This window comes from Streptomyces sp. NPDC047971, from assembly GCF_040653355.1.
Lineage (GTDB): Bacteria > Actinomycetota > Actinomycetes > Streptomycetales > Streptomycetaceae > Streptomyces.
Genome location: NZ_JBEZNW010000016.1, coordinates 106,573 through 126,874 on the forward strand (window position 1 = coordinate 106,573; position 20,302 = coordinate 126,874).

Consider the following 20,302-nt stretch of genomic DNA (forward strand, 5'->3'; position numbering starts at 1 on the left):
GAACACCGCCCGTATGCGAGCCACTGGTAACTGCTCCAGGGAACTTGCGTAAGGGCCCTTCGTGTGAAAACGACGAAGCCGATACGCATAACAAACCGCAACAGTACCCGCGCCGCCCCCAACGGGTCAAAACGCCGGGGGCACCCACTCCTCCACCACCGCTACCGCGCCCGCTCGACCCGCCGCTCGTCCCAGACCGGCTCGGGGGTCTCCCGGACGACACCGTCCGAGCCGAAGACCAGGTACCGGTCGAAGGTCTTCGCGAACCAGCGGTCGTGGGTGACGGCGAGCACCGTGCCGTCGTACGACTCCAGACCGTCCTGGAGGGCCTCCGCCGACTCCAGGTCCAGGTTGTCCGTCGGCTCGTCCAGCAGCAGCGCCGTGGTGCCCGCGAGCTCAAGGAGCAGGATCTGGAAGCGGGCCTGCTGGCCCCCGGAGAGCTTCTCGAAGGGCTGGTCGCCCTGGGCCTCCAGCTCGTACCGCCGCAGCACCGACATCGCCCCGCCGCGGTCCTTCGCATGCTCCGACCAGAGGATGTCCACGAGCGAGCGGCCCAGCAGCTCCGGGTGGGCGTGGGTCTGCGCGAAGTGGCCCGGCACGACCCGCGCGCCCAGCTTCCACTCGCCCGTGTGGGCCACGGACGGGTCCCCGGCGAGCAGCCGCAGGAAGTGTGACTTGCCCGACCCGTTCGAGCCGAGGACGGCGACCCGCTCGCCGTAGAAGATCTCCAGCGAGAACGGCTTCATCAGACCGGTCAGCTCAAGGTTCTCGCAGGTCACGGCACGTACACCGGTCCGGCCGCCGCGCAGCCGCATCCGGATGTCCTGCTCGCGCGGCGGCTCGGGCGGCGGGCCGGCCTCCTCGAACTTCCTCAGCCGCGTCTGCGCGGCCGCGTACCGGGACGCCATCTCATGGCTGACCGCCGCCGCCTGCCGGAGGTTGATCACCAGCTTCTTCAGCTGCGCGTGCTTCTCCTCCCAGCGCCGCTTCAGCTCCTCGAAGCGGGCGAACCGCTCCCGCCGCGCGTCGTGGAAGGTGTCGAAGCCGCCGCCGTGCACCCACACGTCCGAGCCGGCGGGGCCGGGCTCGACCGCGATGATCTTCTGCGCGGCCCGGGCCAGCAGCTCCCGGTCGTGGGAGATGAAGAGCACGGTCTTACGGGTCTCCCGCAGCCGCTCCTCCAGCCACCGCTTGCCGGGGACGTCGAGATAGTTGTCCGGCTCGTCCAGCAGCAGCACCTCGTCCGTGCCCCGCAGCAGCGACTCCAGGACCAGCCGCTTCTGCTCGCCGCCGCTGAGCGTGCGGACCTCCCGGAACTGCGCCTTCTCGTACGGCATGCCCAGGGCGGCCATGGTGCACATGTCCCAGACGGTCTCGGCCTCGTACCCCTGGACCTCGGCCCAGTCGCTCAGCGCCTGCGCGTACGCCATCTGCGCGGCCTCGTCGTCGACCGTCATGATCAGGTGCTCGGCCCGGTCGACGGCCTTCGCCGCCTCGCGGATCCGCGGCTGGGCGACCGAGACCAGCAGGTCACGGACCGTGCGCTCGTCCCGCACCGAGCCGACGAACTGCGGCATCACGCCGAGACCGCCGCTGACGGTGACCGAGCCGCCGTGCGGCTGGAGCTCTCCGGCGATCATCCGGAGCAGCGTGGTCTTCCCGGCGCCGTTGGCCCCGACCAGGGCGACCACGGCGCCCTCCCCCACCCGGAAGGAGGCGTCCGCGAGCAGGACCCTCCCGTCGGGAAGGTAGTACTCCAGATGCGCGGCCTCGACGTGTCCCATGAGGGGCATTGTCGCCGCCGACACCGCTGTCTCCCAACCGGTTTAGGATGCGCGGCATGAGCTTTGGGGGACCGCAGTGGCCGCATGAGCCGCAGCAGCAGGGACAGCAGCAGCCCTTCGGACAGCAGTCAGGCCCGTTTCCGGGGGCACAGGATCCGTTTCCTGGGGCGCAGGGAGCGCACACACCGGACTGGGCCGCTCTCGCCGACGCCTCCGCGGGCGCCCGGCGGCGCAAGCGCTGGCTGATGATCGGCGGTGGCGCGCTCGCCACCCTCGCGGTCGGCGCGATCGTCGCCACAGCGGTCGTGAGCAGCAACGACACCACCGACACGGGCAAGAACGGCACGGTGACCCCCACCGGATCCGCCTCGGCCGACAACACCCCGACGCCCGCCCCGACGTTCTCCTCCGTCGCTCCCCCGCCCCCGCCCAACCCCAAGGACTTCATCTCGGACGAGAAGAAGGACAAGGCGCCGCTGAGCGCCGAGGGCCTCTTCCCGGGCAAGAAGCTGACGATGAGCGGGCGCGCGTACACCAAGGGCGCGACGTCCTCCACGACGAACTGCGCGAGCGTCGCCCAGGGCGCTCTCGGCTCGGTCCTGAAGAAGAACGGCTGCGACCGGGTGATTCGCGCCACCTATGTGAAGGACGGGGTCGCCATCACCGTCGGCGTGGCCGTGTTCTCCACCGAGGCGGAGGCGCTGAAGGCCAAGAACCAGGCGAGCGGAGGCATCGCCCCCCTGGCCGGCTCGGGCGTGAACGAGTTCTGCCGGGCGACGGTCTGTCTGCGCCGGGCGAACTCGATCGGCCGGTACGCGTACTTCACCCAGGCCGGGTTCACCAACGGCAAGAAGGTCACCACGGGCGACAAGGGCGTCTTCCAGGCCAGTGACGACCTGGGCACCTTCGCCTTCAACCAGATCTACGCCCGGGGCCGCTCCCAGGCGTCAGCAGCAGCCGGCGCTCCCGGGGAGTGACCGCTTGTTCCTGGCCTCCCGGTTCCGGGCGGCCAGGAGCTCGTCGGCCGGGTAGCCGACCTCTTCCAGGGTGAGCCCGTGCGGCCGTACGACATGCACGGCCGAGTCCCTGACCCCGGCGGCGAGCACCTTCGCGGGCCAGTCCACCGGGCGGTGTCCGTCGCCGACGAAGAGCAGGGCGCCGACGAGCGAGCGGACCATGTTGTGGCAGAAGGCGTCCGCCTTCACGGTCGCTTCGAGAATGCCTCCGGGCCGCCGCTCCCAGCGCAGCTCCTGGAGCGTGCGGATGGTCGTCGCACCCTCACGCCTCTTGCAGTAGGCGGCGAAGTCGTGCTCGCCGACGAGCCGCTCGGCGGCGGCGTTCATGGCGTCCATGTCGAGGGCCCAGTCGTGCCACAGGACGTGGCCGCGCAGCAGCGGGTCGACACCGCCGGGGTTGTCGGTGACGCGATAGGCGTAGCGGCGCCAGATCGCCGAGAACCGCGCGTTGAAGCCACTGGGGGCCTCGGTCAGCCGCCAGACACGCACATCGTGCGAGAGCCGCCCGGCGAGCCGCCTGAGCAGCTTGTCCTGGTGCTCGGCCCACAGGTCGACGGGCAGATCGACGTGGGCGACCTGGCCGCGGGCGTGCACACCGGCGTCGGTGCGTCCGGCGACGGTCAGCTCGTACGTCTCCTTGGAGCGGGTCACGGTCTTCAGGGCGTCCTCGATGTCGCCCTGGACGGTCCGCTGCCCCTGGGCCTGCTTGGCCCAGCCGGAGAAGTCCTTCCCGTCGTAGGAAAGGTCGAGCCGGATCCGTACGAAACCGGGCTGCACGTCGTCGCTCACGCGATTCATCCTCTCAGCGTCACGGGAACGGGCCCGTACCCCTGGGGGTACGGGCCCGCTCACGAGATTCGTCGGAACGCTTACGCGTCCTTCGACTCCTCGGCGGCGTCCTCGACCTTGGTCTCCTCGACCTTGGCCTCGTCAGCCTCCTTGACGGCGCGCTTGGTGGCGGCCTCGGCCTCGGCGACGGTCGCCTTCTTGGCGATCTCGCCCTCGACCAGCTCGATCACGGCCATCGGGGCGTTGTCGCCACGACGGTTGCCGATCTTGGTGATACGGGTGTAGCCACCCGGGCGCTCGGAGTAGCGCGGGGCGATCTCGGTGAAGAGCGTGTGGACGACGCCCTTGTCCGTGATCGTCTGCAGCACCAGGCGACGGTTGTGGATGTCGCCCTTCTTGGCCTTGGTGATCAGGCGCTCGGCGACCGGACGAAGGCGGCGGGCCTTGGCCTCGGTCGTGGTGATGCGGCCGTGCTCGAAGAGGGACTTCGCCAGGTTGGCGAGCAGCAGACGCTCGTGAGCGGCGCTGCCACCGAGGCGGGCACCCTTGGCGGGACGCGGCATGGTGTTTCTCCTTGTGATCTGCACCGGCCGTGTGAGGTACCGGTGTCAGTGTCCGAGCAGGCGGTTACCTGTCGGAGATCCGGGCTGCGCCCGGAGGGGGCGGGGCACTACGCGATCAAGCACAGCGCACCCGCACCCGAGTACGGACCGGATCGGCCCGAGCTCTTAGTACTGCTCGGTCTCGACGAAGCCCGCGTCCGCGTCGTCGTCGGCGCCGAAGGCGTCGGCGGCGGCGGTCGGGTCGAATCCGGGCGGGCTGTCCTTGAGGGCCAGGCCCATGCCGGCCAGCTTCGCCTTGACCTCGTCGATCGACTTCGCACCGAAGTTGCGGATGTCGAGCAGGTCGGCCTCGGAGCGCGCCACGAGCTCACCCACGGAGTGGATGCCCTCACGCTTGAGGCAGTTGTACGAACGAACGGTGAGCTCGAGCTCCTCGATCGGCAGCGCCAGGTCGGCGGCGAGGGCGGCGTCCGTCGGGGACGGGCCCATGTCGATGCCCTCGGCGTCGATGTTGAGCTCGCGCGCCAGACCGAACAGCTCGACCAGGGTCTTGCCAGCGGACGCCATGGCGTCACGCGGGCGCATGGCCTGCTTGGTCTCGACGTCGACGATCAGCTTGTCGAAGTCGGTGCGCTGCTCGACACGGGTCGCCTCGACCTTGTACGTGACCTTGAGCACCGGCGAGTAGATGGAGTCGACCGGGATACGGCCGATCTCCTGGCCCACCTGCTTGTTCTGCACGGCGGAGACGTAGCCGCGACCGCGCTCGACGGTCAGCTCCATCTCCAGCTTGCCCTTGCCGTTGAGCGTGGCGAGCACCAGGTCGGGGTTGTGCACCTCGACGCCGGCCGGCGGGGCGATGTCGGCAGCGGTGACCAGGCCGGGACCCTGCTTGCGCAGGTACATCACGACCGGCTCGTCGTGCTCCGAGGAGACGACCAGCTGCTTGATGTTCAGGATGAGGTCGGTGACGTCCTCCTTGACGCCCGGCACGGTGGTGAACTCGTGCAGGACACCGTCGATGCGGATGGACGTGACGGCCGCACCCGGGATCGAGGAGAGGAGCGTACGACGGAGGCTGTTGCCGAGCGTGTAGCCGAAGCCCGGCTCCAGGGGCTCGATGACGAACCGCGAGCGGAATTCGTCGACGACCTCTTCGGTCAGCGAGGGACGCTGAGCGATCAGCATGGTGTGAATCCTTCGGTTGTGGACGCCCACTATTTGACGTCCGACAGAGGTACTACCAAGGGTACGGGCGGCACACCTCCGAAGAGGCGTACCGCCCAACCCTCACATCAACCGTTGCCGGTCGTGCGTCAGACGCGACGACGCTTCGGCGGACGGCAGCCGTTGTGCGGCGTGGGGGTGACGTCCTGGATCGAACCGACCTCGAGGCCCGTGGCCTGGAGGGAGCGGATCGCGGTCTCGCGGCCGGAGCCCGGACCCTTGACGAAGACGTCGACCTTGCGCATGCCGTGCTCCTGCGCGCGGCGAGCGGCCGACTCGGCGGCCATCTGCGCGGCGAACGGGGTGGACTTGCGCGAGCCCTTGAAGCCGACGTGGCCGGCGGAGGCCCAGGAGATCACGTTGCCCGAGGGGTCCGTGATCGAGACGATCGTGTTGTTGAACGTGCTCTTGATGTGCGCGTGGCCGTGAGCGACGTTCTTCTTTTCCTTGCGGCGCACCTTCTTGGCAGCGCCCTGACGACCCTTGGGGGGCATCTATAACTCCTACGGGAGGTGGTCGGTCCTACAGCGAAGACCGCTTGGTCAAGCGTCCGCTGAGGACTACTTCTTGCCCGGCTTCTTCTTACCGGCGATGGCGCGACGCGGGCCCTTGCGGGTACGGGCGTTCGTGCTGGTGCGCTGACCGTGCACGGGCAGGCCACGACGGTGGCGGATGCCCTGGTAGCACTGGATCTCGATCTTGCGGCGGATGTCGCCCTGGATCTCGCGGCGGAGGTCACCCTCGGTCTGGAGGTTGGCGTCCACGTACTCGCGGATCTTGACCAGGTCCTCTTCGGCCAGGTCACGAACGCGGGTGTTCGGGTTCACGCCGGTGGAGGCGAGGATCTCCTTGGACCGGGTGCGCCCGATACCGAAGACGTAGGTGAGTGCGATCTCCACACGCTTTTCGCGCGGGATGTCAACACCGGAAACGCGTGCCATTCAATGGCTCCTGTGTGTTCGGGGGTCTTCCGCAAAGCCGCTCCTGAGTCGCCGTATGAGGTACGAATCAGGTCCCCGGCCCCCACCGGAGGTGCCGCCGACCCTTGCGGGCTGGGCGGGCTCTGCGTATGTACGTATTGCTTGCGTCGCGCGAAGAACTGCGAAATGCAGGTCGGTCGGCGTGCGTCAGCCCTGGCGCTGCTTGTGGCGCAGGTTGTCGCAGATGACCATGACCCGACCGTGGCGGCGGATCACCTTGCACTTGTCGCAGATCTTCTTGACGCTCGGCTTGACCTTCATGGGTGTGAGGTTCTCCGGGTCAGTGCCACCACCCGCGCGCGGAGGCGGGGTGCGGGCAAGATCTACTTGTAGCGGTAGACGATCCGGCCACGCGTCAGGTCGTACGGAGAGAGCTCCACGACGACCCGGTCGTCCGGGAGGATTCGGATGTAGTGCATCCGCATCTTGCCGGAGATGTGCGCGAGGACCTTGTGACCGTTCTGGAGCTCCACCTTGAACATGGCGTTCGGGAGGGACTCGATCACGGTGCCCTCGATTTCGATGGCACCTTGCTTCTTGGCCACGCTTCGCCTTTCGAATCGGCTACCTTGATCGACTCTCGATCCACATGCGGACACACGGGTACACGAGAGCCGACGCATCAGTCTACGTCAGGCACCTGGAAAAGACGAATCCGGGAAGTTTGCCCACCGTGGAAGATCGTTACGCAAGCGACCGCGCCCCACTACCCCAGGGGATCCGGCGCCGCCACGACACCCAGCTCCGCCAGCTTCGCCTTGCCGCAGTCCGGAGCGGTCAGGACCAGGGGGCCCTCCTCCGTCAGGGCGACCGAGTGCTCCCAGTGGGAGGACCAGGTGCCGTCCGTGGAGACGACCGTCCAGTCGTCCGACAGGACCTCCGTGCGCGGCGTGCCGAGCGCGACCATCGGCTCGATCGCCAGGCAGAAGCCGGGGACGAGCTTGGGGCCCTTGCCGCGCTTGCGGGAGACGTAGTTCAGCAGGTGGGGGTCCATGTGCATCTCGGTGCCGATGCCGTGGCCGCCGTAGTCCTCGACGATCCCGTACTTGCCGCCGCCCGGCTTGGGCTGGCGGCGGATGTACGTCTCGATCGCCCGGGAGATGTCCACCAGCCGGTTGCCGGCCTTCATCGCGGCGATGCCGGCCCACATCGACTCCTCGGTCACCCGCGAGAGCTCGATCAGCTCCGGAGCGTGACCCGAACCCACGAACGCCGTGTACGCCGCGTCGCCGTGCCAGCCGTCGACGATCGCGCCGGCGTCGATGGAGATGATGTCGCCGTCCTTGAGGACGGTCTTCTCGTCCGGGATGCCGTGGACGACGACCTCGTTCACCGAGGTGCAGATCGTCGCGGGGAAGCCGCCGTACCCGAGGAAGTTCGACTTCGCCCCGTGGTCCGCGATCACCTTGCGGGCGACCTCGTCCAGGTCCTTCGTCGTGGCGCCGGGCACGGCCGCCTCACGGGTCGCCGCGTGGATGGCGGCGACGACCAGCCCCGCCTCACGCATCTTCGCGATCTGCTCGGGGGTCTTGATCTGCACCATCGTGGCGGGGGCCTTTCCTTGCGTGTACACGGGACAGAACAACGATACGGCCGCGGCGCCCCCGAGGGGCACCGCGGCCGTACCGAACGAACCGGGGTTACTTCTTGAGCGCGGCCATCGCCTTCGCGGTGACCTCGTCCACCTTGCCGAGCGCCGAGATCGTCACGACCAGGTTCTGCGCCCGGTAGTAGTCGATGATCGGCTCGGTCTGGGTGTGGTAGACCTCCAGGCGCCGGCGGACGGTCTCCTCGGAGTCGTCGTCGCGCTGGAAGAGCTCCCCGCCGCAGACGTCGCAGACGCCCGCGGTCTTCGGAGCGTTGTACGTCACGTGGAACACGTGCGCGCTGTCGTTGCGGCAGATGCGGCGACCCGCGATCCGCTTCACGACCTCGTCCTCGGGGACCTCCAGGTCCAGGACAGCGTCCAGCTGCATGTCCTCGGCCTTGAGGACCGTGTCCAGGGCCTCGGCCTGGGCCACGTTCCGCGGGAACCCGTCCAGCAGGAAGCCGTTGACGGCGTCCGGCTGCTCCATCCGGTCCTTGGCCATTCCGATGGTCACCTCGTCCGGGACAAGGTCGCCGGCGTCCATGTACGCCTTGGCCTTGAGGCCCAGCTCCGTGCCCTGCGAGATGTTGGCGCGGAACAGGTCACCCGTGGAGATGTGCGGAATGTCCAGGTTCTTGGCAAGGAACGCGGCCTGCGTACCCTTGCCCGCACCGGGCGGTCCGACGAGGACGATTCGCATCAGCGGAGGAACCCTTCGTAATTGCGCTGCTGGAGCTGGCTCTCGATCTGCTTCACGGTCTCCAGCCCCACACCCACGATGATGAGGATGCTCGTCCCGCCGAACGGGAAGTTGGCATTGGCGCCACCGAAGCCTGCCAACGCCATCGTCGGCACAAGAGCGATCAGACCCAGATACAGCGAGCCCGGCCAAGTGATCCGGTTGAGCACGTAGCTCAGATACTCGGCAGTAGGTCGACCAGCCCGGATACCCGGGATGAAGCCACCATACTTCTTCATGTTGTCGGCAACTTCCTCGGGGTTGAACGAGATCGCCACGTAGAAGAAGGCGAAGAACACGATCAGGAGGAAGTACGTCGCGATGTAGTAGGGGTGGTCACCCTTGACGAAGTGGGCTTCGATCCAGGTCTTCCACCCTGCGGTGGAGTTCGAGAACTGCGCGATCAAGGCCGGGATGTAGAGCAGCGACGAGGCGAAGATGACAGGAATCACACCCGCCTGGTTCACCTTGAGCGGGATATAAGTGGACGTTCCGCCGTAGGACCTGCGGCCGATCATGCGCTTCGCGTACTGCACGGGGATGCGGCGCTGGGCCTGCTCGACGAAGACGACGAGCGCCACCATGACGAAGCCGATCAGGATGACGGTGCCGAACTCGATCCAGCCCTTGGCGAGCTTGCCGCTCTCCTTGATGGCCCACAGGGCGCCCGGGAAGCCGGCGGCGATCGAGATGAACATCAGGATCGACATGCCGTTGCCGATGCCGCGGTCGGTGATGAGCTCACCGAGCCACATGACGACGGCGGTGCCCGCGGTCATCGTGATGACCATCGTGGCGATGGTGAACACGGACGGGTCCGGCACGACCTGGTTGGCCACCGTGCAGCCGCTGAACAGCGCACCGCTCTTGGCGGTGGCGACGAGACCGGTGCCCTGGAGGATGGCGAGGGCGATCGTCAGGTAACGCGTGTACTGCGTGATCTTCGCGGTGCCCGACTGCCCCTCCTTCTTGAGGGCTTCCAGGCGCGGAATCACGACGGTCAGCAGCTGCAGGATGATGCTCGCCGTGATGTACGGCATGATGCCGAGCGCGAAGATGGTGATCTGCAGCAGCGCTCCGCCACTGAACATGTTCACCAGGCCGAACAGGGAGTTGTTGCCCTGGCTCGCCTGGTCCACACACTGCTGTACGGCCTGGTAGCTGACACCGGGTACGGGGATGTGTGCCCCGAGCCGGTACAGCACGATGATGCCGAGCGTGAAGAGCAGCTTCTTGCGCAGGTCGGGCGTCTTGAACGCCCGGGCGAACGCGGTGAGCACGGTGCCTCCTGCGACCCCCGCGCCATGCGCCAGAGGTGACGGTCTTGAGGTTCGACGAATGGTTACCAGTCAAAAACCGTGCGGGCATACCGCACGGAGCATAGACAGTGCACGCCACCTTACCGGCGGACATGCCCCCCTAGGAACGACCAACCGGGGATGCCCCATTTGAGAGGCATCCCCGGTCGGATGTTCAGGCCATCGAGTCGTCTCAGACGAGCTCGGTGACGGTGCCGCCGGCGGCGGCGATCTTCTCCTTGGCGGAGCCGGAGACGGCGTCGACCGTCACCTGCAGCGCCACGGAGACCTCGCCCTGGCCCAGGACCTTGACGAGCTGGTTCTTACGAACCGCACCCTTGGCGACCAGGTCGGCCACCGTGACCTCGCCACCCTGCGGGTAGAGCGCGGCCAGCTTGTCCAGGTTCACGACCTGGTACTCGGTGCGGAACGGGTTCTTGAAGCCCTTGAGCTTCGGGAGGCGCATGTGGAGGGGCATCTGCCCACCCTCGAAGCGCTCCGGAACCTGGTAACGGGCCTTGGTGCCCTTGGTACCACGACCGGCCGTCTTACCCTTCGACGCCTCACCACGACCCACACGGGTCTTGGCGGTCTTGGCGCCCGGGGCGGGACGGAGGTTGTGGACCTTCAGCGGGTTGTTCTCCGCCATGTCAGTCGACCTCCTCGACCGTCACGAGGTGGCGGACGGTGTGCACCATTCCGCGGAACTCGGGGCGGTCCTCCTTGACGACCACGTCGTTCAGGCGCTTGAGCCCGAGCGAACGCAGGGTGTCGCGGTGGTTCTGCTTGCTACCGATGTACGACTTCGTCTGCGTGATCTTGAGGCGAGCCATTACGCACCCGCTCCCGCACGCGCACGGAGCAGAGCCGCGGGAGCGACGTCCTCGAGGGGCAGACCACGGCGAGCCGCGATCTCCTCGGGACGCTGCAGACCCTTCAGGGCCTCCACGGTCGCGTGCACGATGTTGATCGCGTTGTCGGAGCCGAGCGACTTCGACAGGATGTCGTGAACGCCGGCGCACTCGAGCACGGCACGCACCGGGCCACCGGCGATAACACCGGTACCGGGGGAAGCCGGCTTGAGCAGGACGACGCCCGCGGCCTTCTCGCCCTGGATCGGGTGAGGGATGGTGCCCTGGATGCGCGGAACCTTGAAGAAGTTCTTCTTGGCTTCCTCGACGCCCTTGGCGATGGCCGCGGGAACTTCCTTGGCCTTGCCGTAACCGACACCTACGGTGCCGTCACCGTCACCCACCACGACCAGCGCGGTGAAGGAGAAACGACGACCACCCTTGACAACCTTGGCGACGCGGTTGATCGCGACAACGCGCTCAACGTACGCGGTCTTCTCGGCGGCAGCGCCACCGTCGCGACCCTTCCGGTCCCGCCGCTCGCCGCCACCGGCACCGCTTCCGCGGCGCTGGGGTCCAGCCATTGGATTTACCTCTCTCTGTTACGTCCGTTAGTCCCGGAACCGGGGCTTAGAACTTCAGCCCGGCTTCGCGGGCGGCGTCAGCCAGAGCGGCAATGCGCCCGGCGTACCTGTTGCCACCACGGTCGAACACGACAGCCTCGACACCCGCGGCCTTGGCGCGCTCGGCGACGAGAGCGCCGACCTGCTTGGCCTGCGCCGACTTGTCACCCTCGCCACCGCGGATCGACGCGTCCAGGTTCGACGCGGACGCAAGGGTGTGACCCTTGAGGTCGTCGATGACCTGAGCGGTGATACCGCGGTTCGAACGCGTCACGACGAGGCGCGGACGCTCCGCCGTACCCGACACGTTCTTGCGGATGCGGATGTGACGGCGGGCCTTGGCCGCACGCTTGTAAGCGTCGCCCTTGGCGATCTTCACACCGTATGCCATGGCTTACTTACCAGCCTTTCCGACCTTGCGGCGGATGACCTCGCCGGCGTACTTGACGCCCTTGGCCTTGTACGGGTCGGGCTTCCGCAGCTTGCGGATGTTCGCCGCGACCTCGCCGACCTTCTGCTTGTCGATGCCCTCGACCGAGAACTTGGTCGGCGACTCGACCTTGAAGGAGATGCCCTCGGGCGCCTCCACCAGGATCGGGTGGCTGTAGCCGAGCTGGAACTCCAGGTTGGAGCCCTTCGCGGCGACGCGGTAACCGACACCGCTGATCTCGAGCGCCTTCACGTAACCCTGGGTCACACCGGTGATCATGTTGGCCACCAGCGTGCGGGACAGGCCGTGGAGGGCCTTGTTCTGACGCTCGTCGTTCGGACGGGTGACGTTGAGAACGCCGTCCTCGCCCTTAACGATCTCGATCGGCGCGGCAACGGTGTGGGTCAGGGTGCCCTTGGAACCCTTGACCGTGACCGAGCGGCCCTCGATGGTGACGTCCACGCCGGCGGGAACCTGGATAGGCAGCTTGCCAATACGCGACATTAGCTATTCCTCCGTTCCCGACTACCAGACGTAGGCGAGGACTTCCCCACCTACGCCCTTCTTGCCTGCCTGCTGGCCGGTCAGGAGACCGTGGGACGTGGAGATGATCGCCACGCCCAGGCCGCCGAGAACCTTCGGCAGGTTGGTGGACTTCGCGTAAACCCGGAGGCCCGGCTTCGAGATCCGCTTGATGCCCGCGATGGAGCGCTCACGGTTCGGACCGAACTTGAGCTCGAGGACGAGGTTCTTGCCGACCTCGGCGTCCTCGACCTTCCAGCCCGTGATGAAGCCCTCCTGCTGGAGGATTTCCGCGATGTGAGACTTGATCTTGCTGTGCGGCATCGACACGGAGTCGTGGTACGCCGAGTTCGCGTTACGCAGACGCGTGAGCATGTCTGCGATGGGATCAGTCATGGTCATGAATTGGCCTTCGGCCTCTCTCGCCGGGGTTTCCTGTATGCGCCATCCCTCTCCCCACACAGGGGCGGGACGGGTGCGGCGCGGGGACCTACGGCGTAGTAAGTCGTACGGGCGGCGGACGCCCAACCCTCCTAGCCTAAGCCATGGAGGGGCGGGCCTCCGCCAACCCTCTGCTTACCGAGAGACTCCGGTATCCCTGAAGTGAGGGACTACCAGGAGCTCTTGGTCACGCCCGGCAGCTCGCCACGGTGAGCCATCTCACGAAGGCACACGCGGCACAGGCCGAACTTGCGGTACACGGAGTGGGGACGACCACAGCGCTGGCAGCGCGTGTAGCCACGCACGCCGAACTTGGGCTTGCGGGCAGCCTTCGCGATGAGAGCCTTCTTCGCCATCTCGCTTACGCCTCCTTGAACGGGAAGCCGAGGTGACGGAGAAGGGCACGGCCCTCAGCGTCGTTGGTCGCCGTGGTCACCACGGTGATGTCCATACCCCGGACACGGTCGATCTTGTCCTGGTCGATCTCGTGGAACATGACCTGCTCCGTGAGACCGAAGGTGTAGTTGCCACGCCCGTCGAACTGCTTGGGGGACAGACCACGGAAGTCGCGGATGCGCGGAAGCGCGAGCGACAGGGTGCGGTCCAGGAACTCCCACATGCGGTCGCCACGGAGGGTGACGTGCGCACCGATCGGCTGGCCCTCACGCAGCTTGAACTGCGCGATGGACTTGCGAGCCTTGGTGACGGCCGGCTTCTGACCGGTGATCGTGGTGAGGTCGCGGATGGCGCCCTCGATCAGCTTGGAGTCGCGGGCGGCGTCGCCCACACCCATGTTGACCACGACCTTGACCAGGCCGGGGATCTGCATGACGTTCTCGTAGGAGAACTCCTCACGCAGCTTGCCCGCGATCTCCTCGCGGTACTTCGTCTTGAGACGCGGAGTGGTGGTGGTAGCCATCAGATGTCCTCACCCGTCCGCTTGGCAACGCGGATCTTGTTGCCCTCGTCGTCGAAGCGGTAACCGACGCGCGTGACGACCTTCTTGCCGTCCTTCTCCACGACCAGCTGGACGTTGGAGACGTGGACCGGAGCCTCGGTCGTGACGATGCCACCGGCCTGCGAGGGGCCGGCCTTGGTGTGCTTCTTGACCCGGTTGACACCCTCGACCAGGACGCGGTTCTCGCGCGGGAAGGCCGTGATGACCTTGCCCTGCTTGCCCTTGTCCTTACCGGTGATGACCTGGACCAGGTCGCCCTTCTTGATCTTCATGCTTACAGCACCTCCGGCGCGAGCGAGATGATCTTCATGAACTTCTTCTCGCGCAGCTCACGGCCGACCGGGCCGAAGATGCGGGTGCCGCGAGGGTCGCCGTCGTTCTTGAGAATGACAGCGGCGTTCTCGTCAAAGCGGATGTACGAGCCGTCCTGGCGGCGGCGCTCCTTGACGGTGCGAACGATGACCGCCTTGACGACGTCACCCTTCTTCACGTTGCCACCGGGGATCGCGTCCTTGACGGTGGCGACGATGACGTCACCGATGCCCGCGTAGCGGCGACCGGAACCACCGAGAACACGGATGCAAAGGATCTCCTTGGCACCAGTGTTGTCGGCGACACGCAGTCGCGACTCCTGCTGGATCACGTCTATCTCCTGATTGTCTGCCGGTTCCCGGCCGGGGCTTCACGTGGAAGCCCCGACCGAGCCTGGCGGAACGAACTCGAAGGGTTACCCCTTCAAGTACTTACTTGGCCTTCTCGAGGATCTCGACGACGCGCCAGTGCTTCGTCGACGACAGCTTCCGGGTCTCCATCAGGAGGACGCGGTCGCCGACGCCGGCAGCGTTCTGCTCGTCGTGAGCCTTGAGCTTGTTCGTACGGCGGATGACCTTGCCGTACAGCGCGTGCTTGACGCGGTCCTCGACAGCGACGACGACGGTCTTGTCCATCTTGTCGCTGACGACGAGGCCCTCACGGACCTTGCGGGCGTTGCGCTCGGTCTTCTCAGTCACGTTGTTCTCGCTCATCAGGCGTTCTCCACCGTCTCGATGCCCAGCTCACGCTCGCGCATCAGGGTGTAGATCCGGGCGATGTCCTTACGGACGGACTTGAGCCGACCGTGGTTCTCGAGCTGACCGGTCGCCGCCTGGAAGCGGAGGTTGAACAGCTCTTCCTTGGCCTCGCGGAGCTTGGCGACAAGCTCCTCGTTGCCCAGCTCGCGCAGCTCGGACGCCTTGGTACCGGCGGTCATCACAGCTCACCTGCTTCGCGCTTAACGATCTTGCACTTCATCGGCAGCTTGTGGGCCGCACGGGTCAGGGCCTCGCGCGCGATCTTCTCGTTCGGGTAGGACAGCTCGAACATCACCCGACCGGGCTTGACGTTCGCGATCCACCACTCCGGCGAACCCTTACCGGAACCCATGCGGGTCTCGGCAGGCTTCTTGGTCAGCGGGCGGTCCGGGTAGATGTTGATCCAGACCTTGCCGCCACGCTTGATGTGGCGGGTCATCGCGATACGAGCCGCCTCGATCTGGCGGTTGGTCACGTACGCCGGAGTGAGGGCCTGAATGCCGTACTCGCCGAACGCAACCTGCGTACCACCCTTGGACATACCGCTGCGCTTCGGGTGGTGCTGCTTGCGGTGCTTGACCCTACGGGGGATCAGCATTTCGGTCAGGCCTCCGTTCCGGTGCTCTCAGCAGCCGGAGCGGCGGCGGGAGCGTCGGCCTTGGGGGCCTCGGCAGCCTGAGCCTGCTGCGGCTTGCGACCGCGACCGCCACGCTCGCCACCGCGACCACCACGGCCACCGGCCGGACGGTCACCGGCGCCACGGGCCGGGCGGTTACCCGCACGGGCCGCTGCGTTCTCGGCGCGGACCTCGGCGATGTTCTTGACATCGCCCTTGTAGATCCAGACCTTCACGCCGATGCGGCCGAAGGTCGTCTTGGCCTCGAAGAAGCCGTAGTCGACGTTCGCGCGGAGCGTGTGCAGGGGCACGCGGCCCTCGCGGTAGAACTCCGAGCGGGACATCTCGGCGCCGCCGAGGCGACCGCCGCACTGGATCTTGATGCCCTTGGCGCCGGCCTTCATCGTGCCCTGCATGCTCTTACGCATGGCGCGACGGAAGGAGACGCGGGAGGAGAGCTGCTCGGCAACGGCCTGAGCAACCAGCTGAGCGTCCATCTCGGGGTTCTTGACCTCGAGGATGTTCAGCTGGACCTGCTTGCCCGTGAGCTTCTCGAGGTCGCCGCGGATGCGGTCGGCCTCGGCGCCACGGCGGCCGATGACGATGCCGGGACGAGCGGTGTGGATGTCCACACGCACGCGGTCACGGGTGCGCTCGATCTCAACCTTCGAGATGCCGGCGCGCTCCATGCCGGACGTCATCATCCGACGGATGGCGACGTCTTCCTTGACGTAGTCCTTGTACAGCTTGTCGGCGTACCAGCGGGACTTGAAGTCCGTGGTGATGCCGAGCCGGAACCCATGCGGGTTAACCTTCTGGCCCATTACCGGGTTCCTTCCTTGCTGCTGACGACCACGGTGATGTGGCTGGTCCGCTTACGGATCCGGTAGGCACGGCCCTGAGCACGCGGACGGAACCGCTTCAGGGTCGGGCCCTCATCCACGAACGCCTCGCTGATGTACAGCGAAGAGGCGTCACTGTGGTCGTAGTTGTGCGCGGCGTTGGCAATGGCGCTGTCCAGCACCTTGCCCACCGGCACGCTCGCGGCCTGCGGGGCGAAACGCAGGACCGCCTGAGCCTCCGTGGCGTCCATGCCACGGATAAGGTCCACCACTCGGCGGGCCTTCATGGGCGTGACGCGGATGTACCGCGCCTGGGCCCTGGCTTCCATGGTTGTCCTTCCAGTGTCTGTCATGGTCATTCCACCCCGCTACTAGCGGCGCTTCGACTTCCGGTCGTCCTTCACGTGACCCCGGAAGGTGCGCGTCGGCGAGAACTCGCCGAGCTTGTGGCCGACCATCGACTCGGTGACAAACACCGGAATGTGGGTCTTGCCGTTGTGCACCGCGATCGTGTGGCCGAGCATGGCCGGGATGATCATCGAGCGACGGGACCAGGTCTTGATGACGTTCTTGGTACCGGCTTCGTTCTGAGCGTCCACCTTCTTTACGAGGTGGCCGTCGACGAAGGGTCCCTTCTTGAGACTGCGCGGCATCTAAACCCGCTCCTAGCGCTTCTTGTTCGTCTTGCGGCGGCGGACGATGTACTTGTTCGAAGCCTTCTTCGGCGAACGAGTACGACCCTCCTTCTGACCCCACGGGGAGACCGGGTGGCGACCACCGGAGGTCTTGCCCTCACCACCACCGTGCGGGTGGTCGACCGGGTTCATCGCCACACCGCGAACGGTCGGGCGAACGCCCAGCCAGCGCTTGCGGCCGGCCTTGCCCCAGTTGATGTTCGACTGCTCGGCGTTGCCGACCTCACCAATGGTGGCGCGGCAGCGGGCGTCGACGAGACGGATCTCACCGGACGGCATACGAAGGTGGGCCATCGTGCCCTCCTTCGCCAGCAGCTGCACGGAGGCACCCGCGGAACGGGCGAACTTGGCGCCACCGCCGGGACGGAGCTCGATCGCGTGGATCGTGGTACCGACCGGGATGTTGCGGAGGGCCAGGTTGTTGCCGGGCTTGATGTCGGCCGTGGGGCCGTTCTCAATCCGGTCGCCCTGCGTGAGACCGCGCGGGGCGATGATGTAGCGCTTCTCGCCGTCCGCGTAGTGGAGCAGCGCGATGCGAGCGGTGCGGTTGGGGTCGTACTCGATGTGAGCGACCTTGGCCGGCACGCCGTCCTTGTCGTGACGACGGAAGTCGATCACGCGGTAGGCGCGCTTGTGGCCACCGCCCTGGTGACGGACGGTCACACGACCGGTGTTGTTACGGCCACCCTTGCTGTGCAGCGGGCGGACCAGCGACTTCTCCGGCGTGGACCGCGTGATCTCGACGAAGTCGGCTACGGAGGAGCCACGACGGCCCGGCGTAGTCGGCTTGTACTTGCGGATTCCCATTTCTCAGTCCTCGTCCGATTCCGGACGACTCGACCGCCGTCAGGCGGTCGGGCCGCCGAAGATGTCGATACGGTTGCCCTCGGCAAGGGTCACGATGGCGCGCTTGGTGTTGGCGCGCTTGCCGAAACCGGTGCGGGTGCGCTTGCGCTTGCCCTGACGGTTGATCGTGTTGACCCCGGTGACCTTGACCGAGAAGACCGCCTCGACGGCCTGCTTGATCTGGGTCTTGTTGGCGCCGGGCGCAACGATGAACGTGTACTTGTTCTCGTCGAGCAGCGCGTAGCTCTTCTCGGAAACAACCGGCTTGACGAGGATGTCACGCGGGTCCGTGAAGGTCTTGCTGGTGATCGTGGCCTCGGACATCAGGCCTCGCTCCCTTCGTTGTCAGCGGCCTTGGGGCCAGACACGAAGGACTCGAGGGCGGCCTGGGTGAAGACCACGTCGTCGGATCGCATCACGTCGTACGTGTTCAGCTGGCCCGGCTCCAGGATGTGCACCTGGGGCAGGTTTCGGGCGGACAGCCACGCGGCCTCGTCGGAGCGCTCGGCGACCAGGAGCAGGTTCTTGCGCTCCGAGATCTTGCCGAACAGCGTCTTGGCGGCCTTGGTGGAGATGTCACCCTCGACCACGCCGGAGACGACGTGGATGCGGGAGTGGTTCGCCCGGTCGGAGAGGGCACCGCGGAGGGCGGCGGCCTTCATCTTCTTCGGGGTCCGCTGCGAGTAGTCACGCGGCACGGGACCGTGCACGACGCCACCACCGGCGAACTGCGGGGCGCGGGTCGAACCCTGACGGGCGCGGCCGGTGCCCTTCTGGCGGTAAGGCTTCTTGCCACCACCACGGACCTCGCCACGCGTCTTGACCTTGTGCGTGCCCTGACGGGCGGCGGCCAGCTGCGCGACGACGACCTGGTGGATCAGCGGGATGCTGACCTTGGCCTCGAAGATCTCGGCCGGGAGCTCGACGGTCCCGGTCTTGTCGCCGGAAGGCGACAGAATGTCAATGGTGCTCATATCCTCAGGCCCCCTTGGCCGCGGTGCGGACCAGGACGAGGCCGCCGTTCGGACCAGGAACCGCGCCCTTGATCAGGAGCAGGCCCTTCTCCGCGTCAACGGCGTGAACGGTCAGGTTCTGGGTGGTCACGCGCTCGTTACCCATGCGGCCGGCCATGCGCATGCCCTTGAAGACACGGCCCGGGGTGGCGCAGCCACCGATCGAACCGGGCTTGCGGTGCACGCGGTGGGCACCGTGGGAGGCCTTGCCACCACGGAAGTTGTGGCGCTTCATGACACCGGCGAAGCCCTTGCCCTTGCTCTTGCCGGTGACGTCGACCTTCACGCCGGCCTCGAAGACCTCGGCGGTGATCTCCTGGCCGAGCGTGTACTCGGAGGCGTCAGCGGTGCGGAGCTCCACCAGGTGGCGGCGCGGGGTGACGTCGGCCTTGGCGAAGTGGCCCTTGAGGGGCTTGTTCACCTTGCGCGGGTCGATCTCGCCGAAGGCGATCTGGACCGACTCGTAGCCGTCGATGTCGTTCGTACGCACCTGGGTCACGACATTGGGGCCGGCCTTGACGACGGTCACCGGGACGACCCGGTTGTTCTCGTCCCAGACCTGCGTCATGCCGAGCTTCTCGCCCAGGATGCCCTTGATGTTCTTAGCCATCTCGCGCGTCACCTCAGAGCTTGATCTCGATGTCGACGCCCGCCGGCAGGTCGAGACGCATGAGCGAGTCAACCGTCTTCGGCGTGGGGTCGAGGATGTCGATGAGGCGCTTGTGCGTGCGCATCTCGAAGTGCTCGCGCGAGTCCTTGTACTTGTGCGGCGACTTGATGACGCAGTACACGTTCTTCTCAGTGGGCAGCGGCACCGGGCCCGCGACCGACGCACCAGTGCGGGTCACCGTCTCGACGATCTTCTTCGCCGAGGAGTCGATGACCTCGTGGTCGTAGGCCTTGAGCCGGATGCGGATCTTCTGTCCCGCCATGGCTACTCAGTAGTCCTTTGTCTAGTAACGCTCTGGTACTCGGGGGATCTCATGACTTCGCCTCCGACCCACGCGGTCGGGCGTGTCGCACTCCCTCTACGCAGAAATCCCTAGGGATCTCCCAACCAAGGGGGTGCGGTCACCATGACCGCGAGTCCGGGGGCGAAACACCCACCGAGCGCCTGGTCAGCACCCCGCTGACGCTTCCCGGAAGATTCCCGTACGTCCGCCCCTGAGAAGGAGCGACGAGTACTGTGGGACTCGCTTCCGGTCCCCCCGACGGGAGGCGCGCAGCATCGGCACTCAACCGAGCAACCCCGACAGTCTGCCATACGGGGCGCTGCGCTGGCCAATCGGGCCGAAGACCATACCCCCGGAGTGACGGAGATCAAACCCGGGGTGCGACACGCTCCTCGACCGCCGCCGGACGGCCCGGACGCGGACCTTCCCGGCCGCTCCACCGGCACACACACGGCGCA

33 protein-coding genes are annotated in these 20,302 nt (G+C 66.7%); 1 reads left to right on the top strand and 32 read right to left on the bottom strand.

Going from position 1 to position 20,302, the window contains the following annotated elements:
* Nucleotides 1–161: 161 nt before the first annotated feature.
* A complete protein-coding gene (locus AB0D99_RS17510) occupies nucleotides 162–1,784 on the bottom strand; it encodes an ATP-binding cassette domain-containing protein (RefSeq protein WP_362362134.1) in 1,623 nt (540 codons plus the stop codon).
* A 56-nt stretch (nucleotides 1,785–1,840) separates the two neighbouring features.
* On the opposite strand from AB0D99_RS17510, the gene AB0D99_RS17515 reads away from it, so the two are divergent.
* Nucleotides 1,841–2,761 (top strand): hypothetical protein, encoded by a 921-nt coding sequence (locus tag AB0D99_RS17515; RefSeq protein WP_362362137.1) that lies wholly within the window; start codon nucleotides 1,841–1,843, stop codon nucleotides 2,759–2,761.
* On the opposite strand, the gene truA is transcribed toward AB0D99_RS17515, so the two are convergent.
* From truA to rpsJ, 31 genes are all read right to left on the bottom strand, one after another.
* The gene (gene truA, locus AB0D99_RS17520; RefSeq protein ID WP_362362140.1) at nucleotides 2,732–3,589 is read right to left on the bottom strand and encodes a tRNA pseudouridine(38-40) synthase TruA; all 858 of its coding nucleotides are present in this window, start codon (nucleotides 3,587–3,589) and stop codon (nucleotides 2,732–2,734) included. The two genes, AB0D99_RS17515 and truA, sit on opposite strands and share 30 nt — an antisense overlap.
* An 80-nt stretch (nucleotides 3,590–3,669) precedes the next feature.
* The gene (rplQ, locus tag AB0D99_RS17525) at nucleotides 3,670–4,152 is read right to left on the bottom strand and encodes a 50S ribosomal protein L17 (protein ID WP_362362143.1); all 483 of its coding nucleotides are present in this window, start codon (nucleotides 4,150–4,152) and stop codon (nucleotides 3,670–3,672) included.
* 165 nt (nucleotides 4,153–4,317) lie between these two features.
* Nucleotides 4,318–5,340 carry a DNA-directed RNA polymerase subunit alpha gene (locus AB0D99_RS17530; protein WP_003966937.1) on the bottom strand — a complete coding sequence of 341 codons (1,023 nt, stop codon included), beginning with the start codon at nucleotides 5,338–5,340 and terminating at the stop codon, nucleotides 4,318–4,320.
* Between the two features lie 128 nt (nucleotides 5,341–5,468).
* Complete coding sequence (rpsK, locus tag AB0D99_RS17535) at nucleotides 5,469–5,873, bottom strand: 30S ribosomal protein S11 (protein ID WP_003956432.1); 405 nt, start codon at nucleotides 5,871–5,873, stop codon at nucleotides 5,469–5,471.
* Between the two features lie 66 nt (nucleotides 5,874–5,939).
* Nucleotides 5,940–6,320 carry a 30S ribosomal protein S13 gene (gene rpsM, locus AB0D99_RS17540; protein WP_005313488.1) on the bottom strand — a complete coding sequence of 127 codons (381 nt, stop codon included), beginning with the start codon at nucleotides 6,318–6,320 and terminating at the stop codon, nucleotides 5,940–5,942.
* Nucleotides 6,321–6,506: 186 nt separating this feature from the next.
* Nucleotides 6,507–6,620, bottom strand: coding sequence for a 50S ribosomal protein L36 (gene rpmJ / locus AB0D99_RS17545; protein ID WP_003956441.1), 114 nt, complete (start codon nucleotides 6,618–6,620; stop codon nucleotides 6,507–6,509).
* Between the two features lie 62 nt (nucleotides 6,621–6,682).
* A complete protein-coding gene (gene infA / locus AB0D99_RS17550; RefSeq protein WP_003956442.1) occupies nucleotides 6,683–6,904 on the bottom strand; it encodes a translation initiation factor IF-1 in 222 nt (73 codons plus the stop codon).
* A 161-nt stretch (nucleotides 6,905–7,065) separates the two neighbouring features.
* On the bottom strand, nucleotides 7,066–7,902 hold the full coding sequence (gene map / locus AB0D99_RS17555; RefSeq protein WP_362362234.1) for a type I methionyl aminopeptidase: 837 nt from the start codon (nucleotides 7,900–7,902) through the stop codon (nucleotides 7,066–7,068).
* Between the two features lie 97 nt (nucleotides 7,903–7,999).
* Nucleotides 8,000–8,647 carry an adenylate kinase gene (locus AB0D99_RS17560; protein WP_362362147.1) on the bottom strand — a complete coding sequence of 216 codons (648 nt, stop codon included), beginning with the start codon at nucleotides 8,645–8,647 and terminating at the stop codon, nucleotides 8,000–8,002.
* Complete coding sequence (gene secY / locus AB0D99_RS17565; protein WP_362362150.1) at nucleotides 8,647–9,966, bottom strand: preprotein translocase subunit SecY; 1,320 nt, start codon at nucleotides 9,964–9,966, stop codon at nucleotides 8,647–8,649. The genes AB0D99_RS17560 and secY overlap by 1 nt, the downstream gene beginning before the upstream one ends.
* 211 nt (nucleotides 9,967–10,177) lie before the next feature.
* Nucleotides 10,178–10,633: a 50S ribosomal protein L15 gene (gene rplO, locus AB0D99_RS17570; RefSeq protein WP_128985125.1), complete on the bottom strand. Its 456-nt coding sequence runs from the start codon at nucleotides 10,631–10,633 to the stop codon at nucleotides 10,178–10,180.
* Between the two features lies 1 nt (nucleotide 10,634).
* Complete coding sequence (rpmD, locus tag AB0D99_RS17575; protein WP_005313525.1) at nucleotides 10,635–10,817, bottom strand: 50S ribosomal protein L30; 183 nt, start codon at nucleotides 10,815–10,817, stop codon at nucleotides 10,635–10,637.
* The gene (gene rpsE, locus AB0D99_RS17580) at nucleotides 10,817–11,419 is read right to left on the bottom strand and encodes a 30S ribosomal protein S5 (protein WP_015035588.1); all 603 of its coding nucleotides are present in this window, start codon (nucleotides 11,417–11,419) and stop codon (nucleotides 10,817–10,819) included. The genes rpmD and rpsE overlap by 1 nt, the downstream gene beginning before the upstream one ends.
* 46 nt (nucleotides 11,420–11,465) lie before the next feature.
* On the bottom strand, nucleotides 11,466–11,849 hold the full coding sequence (gene rplR / locus AB0D99_RS17585; protein WP_015035587.1) for a 50S ribosomal protein L18: 384 nt from the start codon (nucleotides 11,847–11,849) through the stop codon (nucleotides 11,466–11,468).
* 3 nt (nucleotides 11,850–11,852) lie between these two features.
* Complete coding sequence (gene rplF / locus AB0D99_RS17590; protein ID WP_361667570.1) at nucleotides 11,853–12,392, bottom strand: 50S ribosomal protein L6; 540 nt, start codon at nucleotides 12,390–12,392, stop codon at nucleotides 11,853–11,855.
* Nucleotides 12,393–12,413: 21 nt separating this feature from the next.
* Entirely contained in the window at nucleotides 12,414–12,812 is a 399-nt protein-coding gene (gene rpsH, locus AB0D99_RS17595) for a 30S ribosomal protein S8 (protein WP_158989430.1), read from the bottom strand.
* Between the two features lie 209 nt (nucleotides 12,813–13,021).
* Nucleotides 13,022–13,207 (bottom strand): type Z 30S ribosomal protein S14, encoded by a 186-nt coding sequence (locus AB0D99_RS17600; protein ID WP_003948630.1) that lies wholly within the window; start codon nucleotides 13,205–13,207, stop codon nucleotides 13,022–13,024.
* A gap of 5 nt (nucleotides 13,208–13,212) precedes the next feature.
* Entirely contained in the window at nucleotides 13,213–13,770 is a 558-nt protein-coding gene (gene rplE / locus AB0D99_RS17605; RefSeq protein WP_260229393.1) for a 50S ribosomal protein L5, read from the bottom strand.
* Nucleotides 13,770–14,081 carry a 50S ribosomal protein L24 gene (rplX, locus tag AB0D99_RS17610; RefSeq protein WP_015035583.1) on the bottom strand — a complete coding sequence of 104 codons (312 nt, stop codon included), beginning with the start codon at nucleotides 14,079–14,081 and terminating at the stop codon, nucleotides 13,770–13,772. Before rplX ends, rplE begins: the two co-directional genes overlap by 1 nt.
* A gap of 2 nt (nucleotides 14,082–14,083) precedes the next feature.
* Complete coding sequence (gene rplN / locus AB0D99_RS17615; protein ID WP_003956455.1) at nucleotides 14,084–14,452, bottom strand: 50S ribosomal protein L14; 369 nt, start codon at nucleotides 14,450–14,452, stop codon at nucleotides 14,084–14,086.
* 100 nt (nucleotides 14,453–14,552) lie between these two features.
* A complete protein-coding gene (rpsQ, locus tag AB0D99_RS17620; RefSeq protein WP_362362156.1) occupies nucleotides 14,553–14,834 on the bottom strand; it encodes a 30S ribosomal protein S17 in 282 nt (93 codons plus the stop codon).
* Complete coding sequence (gene rpmC / locus AB0D99_RS17625; protein ID WP_361445390.1) at nucleotides 14,834–15,058, bottom strand: 50S ribosomal protein L29; 225 nt, start codon at nucleotides 15,056–15,058, stop codon at nucleotides 14,834–14,836. Before rpmC ends, rpsQ begins: the two co-directional genes overlap by 1 nt.
* Nucleotides 15,058–15,477: a 50S ribosomal protein L16 gene (gene rplP, locus AB0D99_RS17630; protein ID WP_015035580.1), complete on the bottom strand. Its 420-nt coding sequence runs from the start codon at nucleotides 15,475–15,477 to the stop codon at nucleotides 15,058–15,060. The genes rpmC and rplP overlap by 1 nt, the downstream gene beginning before the upstream one ends.
* A gap of 5 nt (nucleotides 15,478–15,482) precedes the next feature.
* Complete coding sequence (gene rpsC, locus AB0D99_RS17635; protein ID WP_260229395.1) at nucleotides 15,483–16,319, bottom strand: 30S ribosomal protein S3; 837 nt, start codon at nucleotides 16,317–16,319, stop codon at nucleotides 15,483–15,485.
* Entirely contained in the window at nucleotides 16,319–16,666 is a 348-nt protein-coding gene (gene rplV / locus AB0D99_RS17640) for a 50S ribosomal protein L22 (protein WP_041662774.1), read from the bottom strand. The genes rpsC and rplV overlap by 1 nt, the downstream gene beginning before the upstream one ends.
* A 42-nt stretch (nucleotides 16,667–16,708) precedes the next feature.
* Entirely contained in the window at nucleotides 16,709–16,990 is a 282-nt protein-coding gene (gene rpsS, locus AB0D99_RS17645) for a 30S ribosomal protein S19 (RefSeq protein ID WP_015035577.1), read from the bottom strand.
* Nucleotides 16,991–17,002: 12 nt separating this feature from the next.
* Nucleotides 17,003–17,839, bottom strand: a complete 837-nt coding sequence (gene rplB / locus AB0D99_RS17650; RefSeq protein ID WP_352188386.1) for a 50S ribosomal protein L2 — start codon at nucleotides 17,837–17,839, stop codon at nucleotides 17,003–17,005.
* A 39-nt stretch (nucleotides 17,840–17,878) separates the two neighbouring features.
* The gene (gene rplW, locus AB0D99_RS17655) at nucleotides 17,879–18,202 is read right to left on the bottom strand and encodes a 50S ribosomal protein L23 (RefSeq protein WP_352188385.1); all 324 of its coding nucleotides are present in this window, start codon (nucleotides 18,200–18,202) and stop codon (nucleotides 17,879–17,881) included.
* A complete protein-coding gene (gene rplD / locus AB0D99_RS17660; protein WP_362362163.1) occupies nucleotides 18,202–18,852 on the bottom strand; it encodes a 50S ribosomal protein L4 in 651 nt (216 codons plus the stop codon). The genes rplW and rplD overlap by 1 nt, the downstream gene beginning before the upstream one ends.
* Nucleotides 18,853–18,856: 4 nt before the next feature.
* Complete coding sequence (rplC, locus tag AB0D99_RS17665; RefSeq protein ID WP_361965481.1) at nucleotides 18,857–19,501, bottom strand: 50S ribosomal protein L3; 645 nt, start codon at nucleotides 19,499–19,501, stop codon at nucleotides 18,857–18,859.
* Nucleotides 19,502–19,514: 13 nt separating this feature from the next.
* Nucleotides 19,515–19,823, bottom strand: a complete 309-nt coding sequence (gene rpsJ / locus AB0D99_RS17670; RefSeq protein WP_003948644.1) for a 30S ribosomal protein S10 — start codon at nucleotides 19,821–19,823, stop codon at nucleotides 19,515–19,517.
* Between the last annotated feature and the right edge of the window lie 479 nt (nucleotides 19,824–20,302).